The organism is Paenibacillus sp. MT124 (assembly GCF_058792755.1).
The window spans coordinates 2322427-2342765 of record NZ_CM179500.1 but is presented as its reverse complement, the minus strand read 5'-3'; the positions used below and the strand labels follow the sequence as shown (position 1 = coordinate 2342765).

At 48.0% G+C, this 20339-nt stretch carries 18 protein-coding genes; 3 read left to right on the top strand and 15 right to left on the bottom strand.

The window, feature by feature from the left end; all coding sequences use genetic code 11:
* Positions 1 to 7: 7 nt before the first annotated feature.
* The 5 genes from AC3RCI_RS10865 to AC3RCI_RS10845 all read right to left on the bottom strand — a co-directional run bounded on the left by AC3RCI_RS10865 (position 8) and on the right by AC3RCI_RS10845 (position 3706).
* Positions 8 to 997: a beta-ketoacyl-ACP synthase III gene (locus tag AC3RCI_RS10865; protein WP_492472440.1), complete on the bottom strand. Its 990-nt coding sequence runs from the start codon at positions 995 to 997 to the stop codon at positions 8 to 10.
* A gap of 8 nt (positions 998 to 1005) precedes the next feature.
* Positions 1006 to 2001, bottom strand: coding sequence for a phosphate acyltransferase PlsX (gene plsX, locus AC3RCI_RS10860; RefSeq protein ID WP_492528953.1), 996 nt, complete (start codon positions 1999 to 2001; stop codon positions 1006 to 1008).
* A complete protein-coding gene (gene fapR / locus AC3RCI_RS10855; protein ID WP_221192561.1) occupies positions 1998 to 2546 on the bottom strand; it encodes a transcription factor FapR in 549 nt (182 codons plus the stop codon). The genes plsX and fapR overlap by 4 nt, the downstream gene beginning before the upstream one ends.
* Positions 2547 to 2962: 416 nt before the next feature.
* Complete coding sequence (gene rpmF, locus AC3RCI_RS10850; protein WP_090923906.1) at positions 2963 to 3136, bottom strand: 50S ribosomal protein L32; 174 nt, start codon at positions 3134 to 3136, stop codon at positions 2963 to 2965.
* A 63-nt stretch (positions 3137 to 3199) separates the two neighbouring features.
* A complete protein-coding gene (locus AC3RCI_RS10845) occupies positions 3200 to 3706 on the bottom strand; it encodes a YceD family protein (protein WP_127536290.1) in 507 nt (168 codons plus the stop codon).
* Positions 3707 to 4160: 454 nt separating this feature from the next.
* On the opposite strand from AC3RCI_RS10845, the gene hmpA reads away from it, so the two are divergent.
* Positions 4161 to 5399: an NO-inducible flavohemoprotein gene (gene hmpA, locus AC3RCI_RS10840; RefSeq protein WP_492528951.1), complete on the top strand. Its 1239-nt coding sequence runs from the start codon at positions 4161 to 4163 to the stop codon at positions 5397 to 5399.
* Positions 5400 to 5656: 257 nt separating this feature from the next.
* Positions 5657 to 6889 carry a nucleotidyltransferase gene (locus AC3RCI_RS10835; protein WP_492528949.1) on the top strand — a complete coding sequence of 411 codons (1233 nt, stop codon included), beginning with the start codon at positions 5657 to 5659 and terminating at the stop codon, positions 6887 to 6889.
* A gap of 160 nt (positions 6890 to 7049) precedes the next feature.
* Here the strand turns inward: AC3RCI_RS10835 and AC3RCI_RS10830 are convergent, their stop codons facing one another.
* Positions 7050 to 8090, bottom strand: coding sequence for a SepM family pheromone-processing serine protease (locus AC3RCI_RS10830; RefSeq protein ID WP_095358723.1), 1041 nt, complete (start codon positions 8088 to 8090; stop codon positions 7050 to 7052).
* A 205-nt stretch (positions 8091 to 8295) separates the two neighbouring features.
* Between AC3RCI_RS10830 and AC3RCI_RS10825 the strand changes: the two genes are divergently transcribed.
* Positions 8296 to 9546 carry a nucleoside recognition domain-containing protein gene (locus tag AC3RCI_RS10825; protein ID WP_492528947.1) on the top strand — a complete coding sequence of 417 codons (1251 nt, stop codon included), beginning with the start codon at positions 8296 to 8298 and terminating at the stop codon, positions 9544 to 9546.
* On the opposite strand, the gene coaD is transcribed toward AC3RCI_RS10825, so the two are convergent.
* The 9 genes from coaD to AC3RCI_RS10780 all read right to left on the bottom strand — a co-directional run bounded on the left by coaD (position 9524) and on the right by AC3RCI_RS10780 (position 20325).
* A complete protein-coding gene (gene coaD / locus AC3RCI_RS10820) occupies positions 9524 to 10030 on the bottom strand; it encodes a pantetheine-phosphate adenylyltransferase (protein ID WP_110822714.1) in 507 nt (168 codons plus the stop codon). The two genes, AC3RCI_RS10825 and coaD, sit on opposite strands and share 23 nt — an antisense overlap.
* 1 nt (position 10031) lies before the next feature.
* On the bottom strand, positions 10032 to 10640 hold the full coding sequence (rsmD, locus tag AC3RCI_RS10815; RefSeq protein WP_336779602.1) for a 16S rRNA (guanine(966)-N(2))-methyltransferase RsmD: 609 nt from the start codon (positions 10638 to 10640) through the stop codon (positions 10032 to 10034).
* 337 nt (positions 10641 to 10977) lie between these two features.
* The gene (locus AC3RCI_RS10810; protein WP_492528945.1) at positions 10978 to 11268 is read right to left on the bottom strand and encodes a hypothetical protein; all 291 of its coding nucleotides are present in this window, start codon (positions 11266 to 11268) and stop codon (positions 10978 to 10980) included.
* A gap of 105 nt (positions 11269 to 11373) precedes the next feature.
* Positions 11374 to 11679 (bottom strand): hypothetical protein, encoded by a 306-nt coding sequence (locus AC3RCI_RS10805; protein ID WP_095287873.1) that lies wholly within the window; start codon positions 11677 to 11679, stop codon positions 11374 to 11376.
* A gap of 155 nt (positions 11680 to 11834) precedes the next feature.
* A complete protein-coding gene (lacZ, locus tag AC3RCI_RS10800; protein WP_492528943.1) occupies positions 11835 to 14882 on the bottom strand; it encodes a beta-galactosidase, LacZ type in 3048 nt (1015 codons plus the stop codon).
* 165 nt (positions 14883 to 15047) lie between these two features.
* Positions 15048 to 15878, bottom strand: a complete 831-nt coding sequence (locus AC3RCI_RS10795; RefSeq protein WP_127536299.1) for a carbohydrate ABC transporter permease — start codon at positions 15876 to 15878, stop codon at positions 15048 to 15050.
* Entirely contained in the window at positions 15871 to 16758 is an 888-nt protein-coding gene (locus AC3RCI_RS10790; RefSeq protein ID WP_095287984.1) for a carbohydrate ABC transporter permease, read from the bottom strand. Before AC3RCI_RS10790 ends, AC3RCI_RS10795 begins: the two co-directional genes overlap by 8 nt.
* 146 nt (positions 16759 to 16904) lie before the next feature.
* Complete coding sequence (locus AC3RCI_RS10785; protein ID WP_492472464.1) at positions 16905 to 18188, bottom strand: ABC transporter substrate-binding protein; 1284 nt, start codon at positions 18186 to 18188, stop codon at positions 16905 to 16907.
* A 364-nt stretch (positions 18189 to 18552) separates the two neighbouring features.
* Positions 18553 to 20325: a sensor histidine kinase gene (locus AC3RCI_RS10780; RefSeq protein ID WP_095287876.1), complete on the bottom strand. Its 1773-nt coding sequence runs from the start codon at positions 20323 to 20325 to the stop codon at positions 18553 to 18555.
* Between the last annotated feature and the right edge of the window lie 14 nt (positions 20326 to 20339).

Sequence of the window (20339 nt, the reverse complement as noted above, 5' to 3'; positions counted from 1 at the left end):
ATCTGATTTACCAAACGAGTACAGAGGCACCCCAAGTCAGTCCGCCCCCGAAACCAACCATCAAGATGGTGTCGCCGGCTTTCATGCGGCCTTCTTCAGCCGCTTCCACCAATGCAAGCGGAATGGATGCTGCCGAAGTATTGGCGTATTTGTCTACGTTGACAACCACTTTTTCTTCCGGAAGCTCAAGTCGCTGCATGGCGGATTGAATAATACGAATATTAGCCTGATGAGGAACAAACAGATCCACGTCCGTGCGCTCCAAGCTTGCTTTACGCAGAACTTCATCCGTTGCTGTACCCATTACACGGACGGCAAATTTGAACACTTCACGGCCATTCATGTAAATGTAGTGTTTTTTATTCTCAACCGTCTCTGCGGACGCAGGCAGACGGGAACCGCCGCCCTCCAGTTGAAGCAGGCCGCCACCAGCACCTTCCGCTCCAAGATCAAACGATTTGAATCCACGACCTTCAGGAACTTCGCCAATAACCACTGCGCCCGCTCCGTCACCGAACAATACGCATGTGTTACGGTCTGTATAGTCCGTAATCCGGGATAGACAATCCGCGCCAATAACAAGCGCATTGTTATACATGCCGCTTTGGATAAAGCTGGTTGCTGTTGCCAGACCATATACAAATCCTGAACATGCAGCGGACAAATCAAATGCCGCAGCGCCTTTGGCACCGAGCTTATCCTGCAAAATGCAGGCCGTAGACGGAAATGCCGAGTCCGGCGTAATTGTGGCTACGATGATCAGATCCAGATCACTGCCTGTCATTCCAGCAGACTCAAGCGCCTTGATCGCTGCTTCGTATGCCAGGTCCGAAGTCGCCTGATCGGGAGCTGCGATATGACGTTCCTTGATTCCAGTGCGGCTAACGATCCACTCGTCATTGGTATCTACCATTTTCTCAAGGTCACTGTTGGTCAAAATTTTCTCCGGTACATATTTACCTGTACCGATAACCCCTACAGGGCGCAAATTATTCATGTCGTCACTCACTTCCCGCTAATTTCCTTAGATATGCTTTCCACCAATTGGTTCTGTACTGCAATTCTAGCTTGGCGAACAGCGTTTTTGATCGCATTGCCATCCGCTGATCCATGGCTTTTCACTACCAGTCTGCTCAACCCGAGAAGCGGCGCACCGCCATGTTCGGTATAATCCAGTTTCCGTTTCAGCCCGCGCAGCTCAGGCATCAGCACCGCTGCAGCCAGTTTGCTTTTGAGCGAAGATGAGAACTGTTCCTTCAGCAATGCAAAGATGGCACCTGCTGTGCCTTCCAGTGATTTCAGCAATATGTTACCAGCAAATCCGTCACAGACAAGCACGTCACATGCACCTGTAAGGACATCGCGAGCTTCCACATTACCGACAAATCGAATCGGAAGCTGCTCCAGTAGCGGATATGCGTGCTTCGTTAGTTCGTTCCCTTTGCCCGGCTCCGTTCCGACATTGAGCAATCCCACTCGGGGTGAGTCGACTCCTTGTACTTTCTGCCGATATAAGCTACCCATAAGACCATATTGTGCCAAATGTTCGGGCTTGGCATCCATGTTGGCACCCAGGTCAAGCGCAAGCACGCCAACATCATCTATTGTTGGAATCATAGGTGCAAGTGCCGGTCGTTCAATACCTTCCATGCGGCCCACCACCAGCAGACCGGTTGTCATAAGCGCTCCGGTATTACCTGCAGAGATCATGGCATCTGCTTCGCCTTCCTTAAGCATGCGGCCCGCGACCACCATGGAAGCATCCTTTTTGCGACGAACGGCTTTAACAGGTTCGTCATCCGAACCGATCACTTCCGAAGCATGACGAACAGACAGGTTAGCCGGCTTCGCAGCGGACTGATTCAAAAGCGGTGCCAGCTTGGCTTCATCGCCAACAAGCACGATCTGTGTATCTGCCCATTCCGTGGCGGCAGCAATTGCACCTTCTACCGTTGCCTGGGGTGCATGATCGCCTCCCATGGCATCTATGACGATTTTCATTCCAGATGACCTCCCTCTAGGCTGTCGTCTCCACCCGAACGGTAGATGACAAAGTTGCCTTGAAACACCATTTCCTCACCTACATAGGTGAACACTTCAACCTTTGCTTTCCCCTTTTGACCCGAGATCGATCTCACATACGCTTTCGCAATACATTTCTCGGCCAGATGAACCGAACGAACAAATCGAATATCGGCCGAAGCCGTCAATGCAATCTCGTCATTAATGACAGCGACGGCCAGGGAGTTAGCCTGGGCAAATACATAGTGACCACGAGCAATTCCCGTCCTCGAAAATACATGCTCTTCCTTGATCTCAAACAAGGAGATCCCACTTTTGTCCAGCTGCAAATCTACAATATCACCGATAATCTCATGCAGAGGCAGCGAGCGTACCTGGTCATACGAACGCTCTGCCATCAGTTTCATTCGTTCACGAAGCTCGGGAATCCCCAGCTCCAGACGGTCGAGGCGAATCGTTTGAATACTCACCTTCAATTGGCGCGTCAGTTCCTGATCCGTCACAAACGGATTGTCTTCGATCATTTTGGTCAATTGCTGCTGCCTCTGTCTCTTCGGTACACGTTCGATGCCTGACACCCCCCGCTGTATCGTATAAGAAAGCGTCCCATGCAGGTCCGTTCTATCATTTCACTTCGTTCTCTATAATGGAGCCTCTGATCTTCAGAGGTTATTCAACACACGAATTTATGGTTCTTCTCTATGTAACCCCAAATCTTAGAACCTGGTACTAAAGCATAGTATATCTCATCCTGTGTCAAAAAGAAAGACTGGGCGGGCAAAAACCACTCTCTGCTAAACAGCCGCTCTCCTGCATTCTACGAATCTTTCTTCTTGAAACAATCAACCGAAGTCAGTCCAGCCCTTAACACGAACATGAGTTTAAACATTCAAAAAAAGTAGTACCTCATCGAAATGAAGTACTACTTGATGTCTAACTATTATTGAGAGATGATCTCTCTTGCTTTGTACGTTCCGCACACTTTGCACACGTGGTGAGCAAGCTTCAATTCGCCGCATTGTTCACATTTCACCATGCCCGGTACAGCCAATTTAAAGTGAGTGCGACGTTTGTCGCGACGCGTCTTGGACGTTCTCCGTTGAGGTACTGCCATTATTCCCACCTCCTTATCAAAATCAACCTTTGCAGGTAGTTGTAACACTAGATTTTCATTTGCTCATTTAAAAAAATCCTTGAGCCCTGCAAGCCGCGGGTCGATAACTTCGTTATCGCAACCGCAGTCACCCTCGTTCAGCTCATGGCCACACTTTGGACATAGCCCTTTGCATGTATCGCTGCATAGCGGTATAAACGGTAGGTGCAGCAGAAAAGCTTCCTCGGCATATAGCTTCAGATCGATGTCCTCTCCATCCACATAGACAGTATCATCTTCTTCAGGCAAGTCCTCCGGCTGTTCTCCCTGCTTGAATTGCTCATGAAAATCAATATGAAGATGTTCACTAATCGGCTTGAGACAACGTGAGCACAACATGTCCACTCCTGCTGACACTTTGCCATGAACATCCACCACGCCCCCCGTTGCTTGTTCTGCAGATAAATCCGCAGTCAGCGGGGTAACGGCTGTGATATCTTGTCGGTTAGAAATCAGTTCCTTAATGTCCCACTGTTCATTGAACTGCAGGGGTCGGTCACTGATAGCCACTTTGCGAAATGGCAATAACATTTCCCATCACTCCAAACGAAACCAATTTCATAATTCATGTTAAATGCTTGACGGCAGTTATACAGATCAAGTCTGATCGTTGTGCACTTCATATCTTGACTGTATGTATTCTGACGATTCGTCGTTAAAAGTATTATGAAATTGACTTAACAAACAAAAATCATTATACCGATTTTCCAAGACGTTTGTCAACACTTTTAACTTTACACCCTTTTGGAAAAGAAAGATACCCGGACGATAAAAACACTCTTCCGCATTATAAACTTTCTCTCCACCATACTACAAGCTAATCCTTTTACTAGTATGACGGACACATTTCTTTAATTATTCGTGTGATGTAGATCACACGTCCCCCTTTAGACCCTATCTATACTTGCTATATGCCACGCATAATAGATAAATGGCGCAAGGTTATCCATTTAATTTGTCAATCCATTTATAGGAGGAAAAATCCATGTTAAGCGAAAATACAATTCGAGTGATTAAATCCACCGTACCTGTACTTGAAGTTCATGGCGAGGCCATTACCAGCCATTTCTATAAAACAATGTTTGCACATCATCCCGAACTGCTGAATATTTTCAATCACGCTAACCAAAAACAGGGACGGCAGCAGGCCGCCCTTGCCAATATGGTATACGCTGCTGCCCTTCATATTGATAATCTCGCCGCAGTCCTGCCAGCCGTACGTCAGGTTGCGCACAAACACCGCAGTCTCGGCATCGCCCCGGAACAATACGAAATCGTGGGCACCTATTTGCTGAAAGCGATCAAGGATGTGCTGGGTGATGCTGCGACCGAGGAGATTATTGCTGCGTGGGCGGACGCCTACAATGTCATTGCGGGTATCTTTATCGATTTAGAAAAGGATCTGTACACAGCCAGCGAAAACCAAAGTGGTGGCTGGGAAGGTTTCCGGTCATTTCGGGTAGCCAAAAAGGTAAAAGAAAGTGACCTGATTACTTCCTTTTATCTAGTGCCAACGGACGGCAATCCAATAGCCACGTACCAATCTGGACAGTATATCAGTCTCCGGATGAAACCTGAGGGAAATGCGTATGCCCAAATTAGACAGTACAGCCTTTCGGAAGCTCCAGGAAAACCGTATTATCGCATTTCCGTTAAACGTGAGAGTGCTCGGATGGAACGACCAGATGGTGTAATCTCGACCTATCTGCATGACCATATCACTGAAGGAGACTTGGTCGAATTGTCTGCTCCTGCAGGCGATTTCACACTGAACACGGAGGATTCACGCGATGTCGTATTATTGAGCGGTGGCGTTGGCCTCACTCCGATGATCAGCATGTTGAACACGCTGGTTAACAGTAATGTCCAGCGTTCTATCACTTTTGTCCATGCTGCCCTAAATGGCGAAGTTCATGCTTTCCGGGATCATGTAAATACATTGGCAGAACAGCATGAGAACATACAGGCATTGTATTGTTATGCACAGCCGACACCAGATGACCGCGAGCAATCGCGTTTTCACAGAGAGGGTTATATTGATGCAGCCTGGCTGTCACAGATGATTCGCGAGCCCCTGGAATCCGATTATTATTTGACCGGTTCTGTCTCCTTTATGCAGACGATGTATGCCGCACTGGGCGAGATTGGCGTTTCACCTGAGAATATTCATTATGAGTTCTTTGGTCCCAAAACAAACCTGATTCCTGCACCGGAAGCCATTTAATTTATCTCCAGAAGTAATAATAAAGGATCATCCATGACTCCCCTGAAAGCACGGGCCGTATTCATCTGAATGCGACACCGTGCTTTTTTTGGCGTTTTCTTAACGCTTTTATTTGAATAACGATGCTCGTATCCCCTATTATTAAGCAAGACGTTTCTGCTCGGCGAAGCAGCAATGGCCTTAATCGACCAATAAGAACAAAATACCAGTCAGGTATTGAAGATATATAACATTGTTATTAAAAGGAGTGCCCACTGATGAAAGCTGTAGGTGTGATTGTGGAATATAATCCGCTGCATAACGGACATGTCTATCACTTAAATGAGGCCAGACGGCTAAGTGGAGCAGATGCCCTTGTGGCCGTCATGAGCGGCCCTTTTCTCCAGCGCGGGGAACCCGCCATTGTGGGCAAAAGGGCTCGTACGGAGATGGCGCTGCACGCAGGAGCCGATCTGGTGATTGAGCTGCCGGTTGCTTATGCGGTACAACCGGCGGAATGGTTTGCCTTCGGTGCGGTCTCGCTGCTGCACCGCACCGGGGTCGTGGACTCGCTCTGCTTCGGCAGCGAGTCCGGCGACCTGGACAGCCTGCAGCGCATTGCGCGCGTGCTGGCTGTGGAGCCCGCAGGGCTGCGCGAGGACATCGCGCGCCGCCTGCGGGAAGGCGCCAGCTACCCCGCCGCGTACGCAGGCGCGGCGGCAGCGCTGGCGCCCGGCGGCGTGAGCGAAGCTGCCGCCGCCGCACTGCTCGGGCAGCCCAACAATTCGCTTGGGCTGCACTACCTGATCGCGCTGGAACGACTCGGCAGCGCGATCCAGCCCTTGACGACGGCACGCATCGGTGCCGCGTATCATGAGGCGACGCCCGGACCGGGGGCGATCGCCAGTGCAACGGCTGTCCGCCGCCTGCTGATGGCGGACGGACCCCAGGCCGCCGCGCCGTATGTGCCGGCGGCAACACTTGCCATTCTGCAGCGCGAATGGCAAGCGGGACGCGCTCCCGTGCACTGGGAGCGCTTCGCCCAGCCGCTGCTGCACATCGCGGCGACCCGCCGTGCCTCCGAGCTGGCAAATATCGCCGAAGTCACGGAAGGATTGGAGCACAGGCTGCTCCGCACACTGGCTCAGCTTCCGGAGCCATCGGTCGAATCGCTGCTGGATGCACTCAAAACCAGGCGGTACACGCGCACCAAGCTGCAGCGAATGTTGACCCATATTCTGTTGAATCATGCCAAGGCTGAATTCACCCCGGACAAGCTAGCCGAAGGACCTGGTTATCTTCGTGTCCTTGGATTCAATTCACTGGGCCAAAATCTCTTGAAACAGATGAAAACGGCTTCGTCCCTGCCTGTTGTGCTGAAACCGTCTGCCTTCACTCACAACCAGCTGGAGCTTGATGTGCAGGCACAAGCAGCGTATGCCCTCTCTTATGAGCAGACGGACACACGGGCCATGTACAGCGACTATTATGAGCCACCAGTTCGATGCTAAACGTTATATTACAAATAAATTGTTCATCAATGTTCTTATCAAAAAAATCCCCTATGTCGTGTCGTTTATTCAAACGATCGCATAGGGGATTTCCATTTGTCTGCTCTTTCTTTTCCTTGATAACGCGCTTGTTCCAAATCACATTATCCATTTCAAGCTTTTATGATTTCGCAGACAGTGTTTTCAGATAAGCCAGGGCATCATCTACCGTATTCACAGGAACCAGCTTCATTTTAGTGCCAATCTGTTCCGCTTTGGCTTCGGCTTCCTGATAATTTTGTTTCGGAACGAAGAAAATCTCCGCCTCTTTTCGATCCGCAGCAACGATTTTATGCACCACGCCACCAATGGGACCGACTACGCCTTCCTTGGTGATCGTTCCCGTGCCGGCAATTCGGTGACCTTGGGTAAGGTCCCCGGGAGTAAGCTGATTATAAATTTCCAGGGTAAACATCAATCCGGCCGAAGGACCCCCAACCTGAGTATCCGTAAACGTAATTTGTTTATTCGAATCTTCGGGTTTTACTTTCTGTACGGTTCCGATCATTACACCCAGCCCAGGCCGGGTAGCACCCGTTTTGCTGTCTTTTACTTCAATCAGCTTCACATCACGGCTAATCGTCTCGCCTTCGCGTTCCAATTGCATTTCTACCGTATCTCCCACTTTTTTATCCTTCAACTGGGCAGATAATACCGTGTTATCCGGTGTAGCTGTGCCATTCACACCCAGGATAATGTCACCAGGAGCAATATCTCCCTGTGGTTTCGGATCCTCCGACAAACCAAACACGAAGATATGTTCAGGAACAATGGAATACTTAACCCCCGCCTGCTCATAAGCCGCTTCCATGGCGGAAGATTGGGAATCGCTCATGAACCATACCTGTTCGGCCGAGTACTCCGCTTCCGTTTTTCCTTGCAGGCGGTCTTCCTTTTTGTCAATTTGCATATTTCGGTTAAACAAGGACGTACCCAGCAAAAACACATTGGCATACGTTGCCGACACCGTCGTCATCATGAATACACCACGTTCTTCCTGGTCCCCATCCTTCACCGTAACCATCGGCTTTACTTCATCCGCGCTGCCAGGCATATAGATGATATATGGCGTTGGCATATACACTGCAACATAGACAACCAGAGCTACCACGATCACAAAGATCGAAGCTCTGAAGCCGCCAGATTTTCGAATCCGATTCATCGCATGAGCCCCCGTTCTTTGCGTTTCTTCTATAATTATAAGTCTAACATCCTCAATCTCACGCATACAATGGTACAGGCCGGATAGGCCGCAGTATTCTGTCGCTTGTCCGGTCAAGGCCGAACCGTCCCCTGGACGTCATTCGGCCGTCCAATCCGATTACTGCAGCCGAATGAATCGGCGCTATTTCATATGAGGTGAAACGATGACAATGCAGACCGAGGTTACAGGATCCAACCCGATCAGGTCGGTACTACTTAGTACCGGCGCTTTGTTACTGGTCGTCGCTGTAGTTGTATCTCCAAAGGATGCCTTCGATGCCTCCATTCAAGGATTGGACATCTGGTGGAAAATTATCTTCCCGGCAATGCTCCCATTTTTGATGCTGTCGCAAATGCTCACTGCATTTGGTTTTACAGACGCTCTCGGCGTCTTGCTGGGACCACTGATGCAGCGTTGGTTTCGCCTCCCCGGCGAAGCTGGACTAGCCCTTGCGGTCGGCATGTGCGGAGGATTTCCTGCTGGGGCGGACACAGCGTCCCGTTTGGTTCGGGATCAACAAATAACCGGCAAACAGGCCATTATTCTGGTCGCTGCAGCTCATTTCACCAATCCGATGATGATCATTTTGGTCATAGGTGCCGCTTTTCTTCACCAGCCTGCTGCCGGATACTTTCTGCTTATAATTCATTGGCTCAGTGGATGGATTGCTGCAATGATTGCCATTCGTTTCAATCGCAGTCATCAAAAACAGTCCACTACAGTCAGTCCCCCCAAGCGAAGCCAGCACCAGGGGCTTTGGTTTCAAATGATGAACGCAGCCCGTGAAGCCCAGGCCCGAGATGGCCGCGGGTTCGGTAAACTGCTAGGTGACACCGTATCTCATGCGGTACAGACGCTAATGATGACTGGTGGTTACATCATCGGTTTTGCCGTGTTCATACGACTTCTGGGCCTATACATCACACCCGGCAGTTCGGCTGCCCTCTGGCCTTCTGTATTGGAATTGCATTTGGGCACATACCATTTAAGTCAAACGCCATGGGCTCCCTTGCTTACGATTTCCCTAATTGCTGCGGTTCTTGGTTGGGGTGGACTGTGCTCCCATTTACAAGTCTCAGCTGTGATGAAATCCGCCGGAATGGCAGGCAAAAGCATGATCTATTTTGCTGCTGTACGTTTGATTCATGCATTGACTGCCTTTTCATTAAGTGTCTTCCTCTGGGTACCCTTCAGCCGCTTTATTGCAGAGGTATGGGCTCCGTTCTGGCCTTCTGCAAGCGCGGATGAGACGACTATGCTGCCGATGCAACCCCAGCTTGAAGTCAACAACGCTGCGGCAGAGGTTTTATGGAGCAGCTTCCCCGCAGTCTGTATCGGACTTGCGATCATTCTTGCCGTTATGATCAGCCTGTCGGGCTTGACCCACTGGTTTAACCGCCGTTTTTCTCGCTGATTTTCCGGCGAAGTGCCGTTTCCACTTCCGGGGACACCAGATCGGTTACATCTCCATGGTAATGAGCAATTTCCTTGACGATACTGGAGCTCAAATACGAATATTTCGGATTGGTCATCATAAAGATGGTTTCCGCATCCGGGTTCAGCTTGCTGTTAGTGGAAGCAAGCTGCAGCTCGTATTCAAAATCAGTCACGGATCGTATACCACGTACGATGACCTGAGCTTCCTTTTGCCGAACATAATTGGCTGTCAGATCACGGAAGCTATCCACTTCCACATTGGGCAGATGCCCAGTAACTTCTGTAATGAGCGCTTTACGCTCTTCCACCGTGAACAGTGGATTTTTGCTCATATTATTCAGTACAGCCACGATGACGCGGTCAAATTGCTTGGACGCCCTGGCGATAATGTCCAGATGGCCCATCGTTACAGGATCAAAACTCCCGGGATATACGGCAATCCGTTCCTGCCTGTGTATCATTTCAGTCATGAGGAGCCTCCTCTTCTGCTATGCTGTTTTCTCCATCATTCGATGCCTCAGGTGCATAATCAAAGATGGACACAGCTGTCTCCCCATACACAGCCTTGCGCGTTTGTTCAAACGGGCCGAATTGCTCAGGGTAACTATATTTGGATTCATATTCAAGCACGATCGTCGCTTCCGGTTTAAGCAGTTCAAGTTCATGCATCGTAAGCATCAGCTCATCCCCGTTTTTCATCCGGTAAGGTGGATCGAGAAACACCAGATCAAATTTTGTCGTTCGCTTGGCAAGCGCCTTTAACGCACGACCTGCATCATTACGGTATATAGCTGCCTGATCCTCCAGCTTGGTTGCCTTCAGATTGGCTCGGATCACTTCAATACTTTTGGATTCCAAATCAACAAAAACAGCCTTGTCCATGCCGCGGCTCAGCGCCTCAATTCCGAGACCCCCACTACCCGCAAACAAATCCAATGCTGTACCGCCCTCAAAATAAGGGCCAATCATGCTAAACAGCGCTTCCTTCACCTTGTCGGTGGTCGGACGTGTTCCATTGCCAGGAACAGCCTTCAGCGGTCTGCCTTTCGCACTCCCGGATACCACTCTCACTGATGAGTCACCTTTTCTCTCTATGTAAGTTTATTGATACAGCTATCGTACCACACTCGGGTTCAGTTTGAAAAATAGTCTGTCTCCATTCATTTCAAAAAATTGTTGACCCGTTGTTGACGCATATGTATAAAAAGGAAACCTTTCGGCCATTCTATAATTATCGACATCACAAGTGTCGTAGACAACCGCGGAGAAGACTTACGTTTCCCCATAAGCTCTTCGTCCGGTTTCTCCTCTCCCATGAAAAATAGGCCCTCGAAAGAGGGCCTGTTTTTATTTGCTTTCAAATATGTATGAAAATCATTAGTTAAGACGGTATGCCATGATGCTCTGGCTATTCATGGTTCTCCATCTCCCGGTATTTCCGATTGGAACGCCGCAAGTTTATCATGGGGACCAGCAGAAGTACTATCGGTAAAAATAAATTCCAATTCTGCTTAATAAGCATCACAACACCGAAGAATACAATCGCGAGCCAAACCAGTATTTCAATAGCCTCAATCTTGGTTAGCGTAAGCTTAAACGCTTTTTTGGAGATGAGACGAACGAGATAATACACGAGCACAGCATAGAACACACCCATACCCAGGATCGCAACTAGAGCAAAGAACATTTCCATGAACATGCCCCTCTCACCTCCAAATTTGTTTGCCTCAAGTTTCTTTATTTTACCACATAAGCAAAAGTGTGTCTTAACTTTGACTACCAAGAAATATTCTTTCTTTTCATGTTATTTCTCTTCCGTAATAACCGTTGCGTTGTAGATCACAACACGCTTTCCATTCAGATCAAATAGAACTTTATTGCCATATTCCGTATCCTGCACATCGATTTTCCCTTCATAGGTCTGAATCAACTCACCGGAGTCACTGTACACCTTAACAATCCGCTCCAGACCCCCGGAGTTGTTGGATCTCATCGTTTTCAGCGCCCGTTCACCCGAAGCCGTATTGAAATACCAGATGAAACACCCCACAATGATACCGAGTACAGCCAGTACAGTAACCCACACACCTGCTTTTGCCTTTCTGCTCATAATGAAGCCCTCCCTTTGTTCCATGTCCCGTATAGTACGAAATAGCTTCGATAGCGGTTTCACGCAATTATTCTTGCGCGACCATTTCTTCATAGCAAAACAGAGGTCATCCGATACACGGAGACCCCTGTTCTACATTTATTAGGATATAAATCTTACAGTGAACGAATGACAAATTCAAATTCCAGTTCGCCGTCCGAGGCAATGCGATATTCCGGATGAACCGGCGCACCCCAGCTATCATCACCGCCAACACCCATCTGTTTGCCTGCTACCGTAACCACCGTGTAATGTACTGGTGGCAGCTCGTATGCATGCTGTGCGTTCTCCAGTTCGAATGCCGTATAAGGCGATACGTTCAGCTCAACCGGAGCTGCAGAAGCTTCAATTTTGAAGCCGCGTCCTGCATCATCGGTCAGTTTTGCCCAGCGTACCCCTGTGCGGTTACCCGATTCCTGTGGTACCAGGTATGGCGCAACCGTATCCGCCACTTTACTGCCATGAATGCCCAAGCGTGCTCCAAATGCACGATCCGCATAGTTTTCTTCCGGACCCATGGCCAGCCATTGCACGTTGTCATATTCCGGTGACGTTTTGAAAGACAAGGCATGAATCGGAAGGTCAGGCAAGCCTGCTGTACCTTTGTAGGCGTTATGAACATGCACGCTACCATCTGCACGCACAGTATAAGTCACTTTTACCTGCACATCTGCAGAAATGTTGAGCTTGTACGTGAATTCAATGCGATATTGATCCGGTTTCTGTTCTGCCTTCCACTCCACACATCTTGGCAGCAGACTAGCGGCATACCACGCACCAAGTTCGAAGCCCATGGCAGTTCCTTTATCATTATCCGTCGTTGCCCGCCAGAACAATGGCGCAGGAGGCTGAGCAATCGTCTCACGGCCGGACAGTTTGAGGGATACCAAAGTTCCGAAGGCTTTGGAGAACAGCACGTGAGTTTGACCTACACGGACACCAATGTTCACATCCCCTTCAACCACCTGAATATCATGTGTCAGATTCAGATCCTCTGCAGCTGTTACAGCTGAATCTTGTGTGAAGATAAATTGGCCAAACGCGACTTCGTCCCCTTTGTCCGCCCAGAGGGTAGCCGCTTTGAGAACAAACGCAGCATTAACCGCATATTCGCCACCAGCCAGAGTATCTGTATCCAGCGGAAGACTTATTATTTTCTCGCTTTGTGCAGTTACATTGACTTCCAACGTTCCGCGCAGCACTTCATGTCCCTCACGCTCCAGGCTGTACACCAGTTCCAATGCTGATGTATCTGCGAACAGGTTACCATTAATGATTTTGACCCCTTCACGATTCGGGAACAACTTGATATTTTGATACAGGAACTTTACTTCCTGCATTTTGGCAGTTACTTTGCGATCCGCATGCACGATGCCGTTCCCACAGAACGAGTAGTCCGAAGGACGATCGCCGAAATCGCCGCCGTATGCGAGGTATTCCTTGCCGTAACGGTCTTTCTTGTAAATGGATTGATCAATGTAATCCCAGATAAATCCACCCTGATACATCGGGTATTTGTCTTCCAATTCCGTATATTTGTGCATGCCACCGATGGAGTTACCCATGGCGTGCATGTACTCACAGCTGATGTAAGGCTTGGTCGGATTCGCATTCAGGAATTCCTCAATGTCTGCTGGCTTGGCATACATGCGACTCTCCATATCACTTGTCTCATCAAAACGACGATCATGGAAAACTCCCTCATAATGCACCAGACGTGTTGGGTCAGCAGATTTGAAGTATTGGGATACTTTGTAGATGACCTCACCGCCATGTGACTCGTTACCACACGACCAGATCAGAATGGACGGGTGGTTTTTGTCACGCTCCACCATGGATACAGCCCGGTCCATGACAATGTCTTGCCACTCTGGTTTATCTCCAGGAATGACCCAGGAAGGCTCAACGGCGCCAAGCTTTTGCCAGGAACCATGTGTCTCCAGGTTCATCTCATCAATAACATACAATCCGTATTCGTCACACAATTCATACCACAAGCTTTGATTCGGATAATGTGATGTACGAACCGCATTCATATTGTTCTGTTTAATGGTACGCACATCCCAGAGCATGTCCTCTTTGGTAATGGCACGGCCACGGCGCGGGTTAAACTCGTGACGGTTAACTCCTTTGAATACAATGCGTTTACCATTGATATGCATCACTTTATCGATCATTTCAAATTTGCGGAAACCAACGGACTGAGGTACCACTTCAACCAGCTGACCTGCAGCATCATATACACGGATGTATAAACGATACAAATACGGTATTTCCGCACTCCACAGGTTTACCTTACCGAACTCTTCTCGAAGACTAACCAGACCATTCGTAACTTCCACACCACCAAATGTTCTCAAAGCGTTCCCTTCAGCATCGCGCAGTTCAGCTTCAACTCGTGCTCCAGCAGCAGCTTTACCTTCCAGCTTCAGATCGAGGTTCAGCGTACCGTTGGTATAAGTTTGGTCCAGATCTGTTACCACACGCAGGTCCCGGATGTGTGCTGCAGGTACCGTATAGAGATATACGTCTCTGAAAATGCCGGAGAAGCGCCAAAAGTCCTGATCTTCCAGCCAGCTGCCCGTGCTGCGTTGATATACTTCCACAGCCAGCTTGTTCTCTCCATCCTGAAGGAACGGCGTCAGATCGAAATCCGAAGGGGTGAAGCTATCTTCTCCGTAACCCACGAACTGACCATTAAGCCACACATAGAATGCGGATTCCACTCCCTGAAAGGAAATAAATACCGGATTGTTCTGCCATCCTGATGGCAGGTGGAACGTCCGAATGTAGCTTCCAACTGCATTTTTGTCCTGTGGCAGTGCTGGCGGACGCAGTTCGTTCAGTCCATCCCAAGGATATTGCGTATTCACATATTGAATTTGGCCATATCCTTGAAGCTGAATGTGACCAGGCACTTCGATGTCATCCCAGCCTTCACTCGAGTAATTCGATTGGTAGAATAGCTCCGGCCGACAATCCGGACGAATCGCATAATTGAATTTCCAGGTTCCGTTCAAGTCATAACGCATCTTCATGGTTTCTGAAGCCTCTGCTTCCTCCATGGTGCTGTAATAACGATGATCCGAGTAAGCGTTTAGACGGTTGACCTCAAAAACGCTTACATTTCCCAGCCAGTTGATATCTGCTTGTGTTGCTTTCATCGGCTCTCTCTCCCTCTAGTGCGAAATGTATAGTATGAATTATTCAAGATTCAAACCTGTATTTCCTCTTCCAATAACAAAAACAGAAAGACAGAGGTACACCATTGCTGGTGTCCTCTGCGTTTTTTTCTACATCAGTCTTTTCAGATGACATCCACTATTCCATTATTTCACAGAACCAACCATACCAGCGACAAAGTGTTTCTGCATAATGAAGAACACTAATGCTGTAGGCAGCGTGGCGATGACGATTGCTGTCATGATCACCCCATAATCCGGCGAGTAGCTGGAGCCGAGATTGGAGATCAGCAATGGAATCGTTTGTTGATCAGGTGTCTGCAGCACAACGAGTGGCCACAGGTAGTTATTCCAGCTGCTCATGAATGTAATGATCGCAGCTGCCGCATATGTTGTTTTCATTGTAGGCATATAGATCTTCAGGAAGATACCCAGTTCGCTAAGACCGTCAATCCGGCCTGCTTCGAGCATCTCTTTCGGGAACATTTTGGTGTTCTGACGGAAGAAGAAGATCAGGAACGCTGTTGTGATGGTTGGCAGAATCACTGCGGCCATCGTATTAATACCCATAAACGGTGCAATTCCCGAGATGGTTGCAAACATCCGATAGAGTGGTACCATCAAGGCTGCGAACGGAATCATCATGGAAAGCAGCAGGATGTTGAAGACGATGTCACGTGATTTTGTCCGGTACACTTCAAAGCCGTAACCAGCCATGGAACCAATCAACAGCGCAAGCACTGTGGAAATAACGGATACAATGGCCGAGTTGCCCAGTGCCTGTACCAGATTGGTCGTATCCAGCAGCTTCGTAAAGTTATCCAGGAAAGCCGAGCCGGGTAACAATCTGCCTCTGGTGACATCTACCGAAGCATTCGTGGAGCTGACGAGCATCCAGAAAAATGGGAAGATCGATATGAAGGCCACAAGGGACAGGAATACATAGGTGAAAATGCGTTTCACTTTGTTCTTAGCCATTTTTATCACCTGCCACTTTAAACTGGATGATGGACAATACAATAATCATCAGCACGATGGAATACGAAACGGTTGCCGCGTATCCGAAGTCCGGTGAATATTTGAACGAAAGGTTATAGATGTATTGCGAGATGGACATCGTTGCATTACCCGGTCCACCCTTGGTGATGTTCATGATCTCATCAAAGATTTGCAAGGTACCAATCGTTGATGTAATGGACGTGAACAGAATAATCGGTTTGAGCAATGGTACTGTAATTTTGAAAAATTGAGTAAATGCATTTGCACCATCAATCCGTGCTGCTTCATAGATCGATTGATCGATATTTTGCAGGGAAGACAGATAGAAAATCATGTTATATCCGGTCCAACGCCAAGTAACGGCGATTATGATCGTAATTTTAGCCCAGAACGGGTCGGTGATCCATTGAATCGGTTCAGCAATGACATGCAGATTCATCAGGAATTGATTGACCATTCCATCTGCAGAGAACAAATACTTGAATACAACAGAGTAGGCAACCAGTGAGGTTACACAAGGCAAAAAGATTGCAGTACGGAAAAAGCTGCGGAAGCGCAGTGTGCTGTCATTCAACAGAACGGAAATGAACAATCCGAGAATGATCATGACAGGGACTTGAATGATCAGATACAAAAATGTATTCGATACGGCTGTACGGAATGTTGTATCAATAAACAATCTTTTATAGTTATCGAGCCCCGTAAATTCAAGATTGGCACCCACGCCAGACTTGAAAGATAAGAGCAGTGCCTGCAGCATCGGATAGAAGTAGAATGCAACGATCCCGATGACAGCGAGCGAAATAAAAGCCCATCCAGTCAGATTATTTTTCTTTTGGAGACTGTCTCCTGTATTCATGGCTTTCACAGTATGGCTCCTCTCTCTCCATGCAACATGGATAGAACCCATGGAGCCTTCCACCATGTCCGGTCGGCAGTGTGCTTCGCCAGACGGTGGAACGGCTCCGATGCTTCCTTGGGTTCTATAAGTTACCGTGGATCATCTTAGTTTAATTGAGCTTCAGCTTGTTTTTGTGCATCTGCCAGAACGTCGTCGATCGCTTTGCCGTTCAGGAAGTTTTGCATTTCAACAACCAGAATGTCCTCGATTGCATATGTGTTAATACCGTAATTTACGCTAGGGATTTCTTCAGTCCATTTTGCGAAGTCTGCAAAGATTTTTTGTCCACCGAAGAACTCATCTGCTTTATCAAATGCTTCACCTTCAGTGGCCGGTTTGTAAGTTCCGATTGCGCCGATACCGTTAAGAAGGTCTTGATACAATTGTTTGTCAGAACCAAACGTGCTGCCCAAGAAGTCTGCTGCTTGATCTGCACCAGGAACATTGTTCATGACATACCAGGAGCTACCTCCAAGGTTGGATGCATGTACAGAGTTTGGTTGACCAGCCATTTTAGGAAGCGGAGCTACAGCCCATTGACCGGATTGGGATGCTTCTTGACGAACGGATGGTGTAATCCAGTTACCTGTTGGGATCGTGGCTACGTCACCATTGTTGAATGCTGCTACGAACTGGCTCCAGTCGGAGTTCAGTTTAACCACATTGGCATCCATCATTGCTTTGTAAGTAACAAATGCTTCTTTCAGTGCTTCATTTCCAGCCAGGTTCGGTGTTTTGCCATCCTCTTTGGAGTACCATGAACCTGCGGATTGAATCATCATACGAATCAGACCCAGGTCATTCGGATCAAGAGTGATCAGATCTTTACCTGTTTTTGCTTTAACATCTTTACCGATTTGGATGTAGTCATCCCACGTGATGTCTTGCAGATCTTCAGCTTTGTAACCAGCTTGCTCCAGCAGGTCTGTTCTGTAGTAGAGACCCGTTACACCGGAGTCAAATGGAACACCGTATTGTTTGCCGTCATAAGCTGTCGGTCCCAATTTGTAATCGGCGAAGTCAGAAGCCGTGAAGTTGGAAGACAGATCCTTGAAGGCATCCGGGTAAGCATTCAGGAAGCTTTGTGCACGGTAGTCTTCAATCAGTACGATGTTTGGAAGACCGTTGCTTGTTCCCGAGTTCAAACCTGTGTTGAGTTTTTGGATAATATCATTTTGTGCGTATTCAACAACGTTTATTTTTACATCAGGATGATCTTTAGCGTAAGCTTCTTTTGCTGTATTCAATGCAGCAATGTTGAACGATGGGTCCCAAGCCCAGATCGTAATCTCATTGGATGCTTTCTCACCCTCGCCAGCCGTGTTTCCTCCTCCACCGGAAGAACATGCGGACAACAGCAGGACAGTAACGAGCATCAATACCCACATTTTTTTCAAATCATTCAACTCCCCTTCAACCTCTTTGTGTGTAATTTGTTTGCGTTTTCTGAAAGCGGTTGCTTTCGATGTATTCATCTTATCATTCCCAAATCGGCATTCGTTAGTAATAATTTTGTACGGATTTGTCATCTTATTGCCACAATGAAAACCTTTACAGAAACCGTTTGCATTAAATTTGTTTTTTGGTAATTCCTTTTGATTTTGGAGCAGATCGAGCCAAAAATTTTACCATTAAAGCAAAACACCGCTTTCATTTATCAAAATAAAAAAAGCCTTTCGTGTGGAGACCACTCCACAGAAAGACTTTTGATCCATGTTCGTTGTAAGCTCATATGGCATCTGTGCCATTTCTTCAGCTTGTAATCAGTGGAAGTGTCACCGTCACTCTTGTCCCCTCGCCTGGGGTACTCATAATCGTCACACCATAAGGGGCACCATACAGCAGTTCAATCCGGTCATGCACATTACGAATGCCAATGCCGCTAAACAGCTGCCGATTATTTTTGGGATTAGGCAATGATTCGCCCATTGAGAACCCTTCAATACCATCTCCGTTATCCATGATCTCGCAGATGAGCGTTTCCCCTGCCCGAGAGACAAGAACATGAATGGTGCCGGTCTCTTTGCGGTTAAAGGCGTGGAAGAAGGCATTTTCAATAAACGGTTGGATGACAAGTTTGGGTACATGGTAGTGATTACAGTCGGGTGCTACATAGAAGGCCGCTTTGATTCGTCCACCATAACGGACATGATTGATGAAGACATAGTTCCTCAGGTTCTCCACTTCCTGCTCTACCGTTACCGTCTCGCTTACATCACTGATCGTATTTTGCAGTAAGGCAATCAAGGCATTAATCGTCTCTGCTGCCCGATCCTTGTTCCCCTGCTGCACGAGTACCTTCACCGAAGCCAGAGTATTATACAGAAAATGAGGATTGATCTGGCTTTGTAATGCCGCAAGTTCTGCATTGCGCTGTTCCCGCTGGGTCAATACGAGCTGATCCACATAGTCATGAAGCTCATCAAGCATGTAATTGTACGCATGACCAAGCTGCCTGCTCTCATAACTTCCACTAACCGGAATGTAGTTATCGAGATCGCTTTTTGTAATATTGGACATTTGCTTCACGAGCCTGCGCAGCGACTTTGTAATCTGATTGGTGATTAGAAACACCAGTACAAGCGCCCCAGCCACAATGGCGGCACAAATCAAGGCAATGGTTTTGAGATCAAGCAATTGTCCCACAGCCTGATCCTTATCAACCACATTAATAATATAGAAACGGTAAAACGGCAGATATTCGGACAGAACTACGCTGTCCTGCTCCATTACCTTTGCGTTTATACCATTATTATCGCTCTTTGTGGCCATTTGTCTGGCGTAAGATAGAAGATCCAGCTGCTTCGTACCAATCCATTCTTCCCGGTTGGAGGACACAATTTCCCCGTTTTCATTGAGAATGACCACATCGTTGCCTCTGCTCGTGAAACTGCTGTAGAACTGACGGAACACACTCTCTTTGATGGTTACATAAAGCGTTCCGTAAATCCGGCTCTGGGTCCGATCCGCCAATGCTTTGGTAGCTGAGATCATCTGCTGCGTGCCAACGTCGGTGTCCGTTTGGTAATCGTCAAACATCAACCGATTCGGTGTCTTCACAGCGTCGATTGTAATCGGCAGTTCTCTCAATTCCTCCAGCGACATCCTCAGGTGGGACCGATCCGTAGAATAGGTGCGCCCATTAATTCCGCTGATCGTAATGCCGACCTCATAGGATTCCATAATGGACTGGATACGGTCCATCGATTCCCTCATATTATAATAGGACTTGGCCATCGTGAGAGAGTCCCCCTCTCCCTCCGACAGATAGCCGCGAATTGCCCCGCTTTGGCTTACGTTGTTGGAGACGGCCGCAATCGCATCATTAAAGGATTCGAAGGTGGTTTTAATCTGACTAAGCACCTTGGAGTTGGTGATGCTAAATGTCTCGGTAAACAGCTTCGTCGACATATGGACGGTAGTCCATAAAATAAGTACGGAAACGAGAACGATGCTTATCACCATGACGAGAAAAAGCTTGGGAAACAATCCGAGACGTGATAATCCGTTCATCCATTTCTTCATGATTTTTTCCTTCT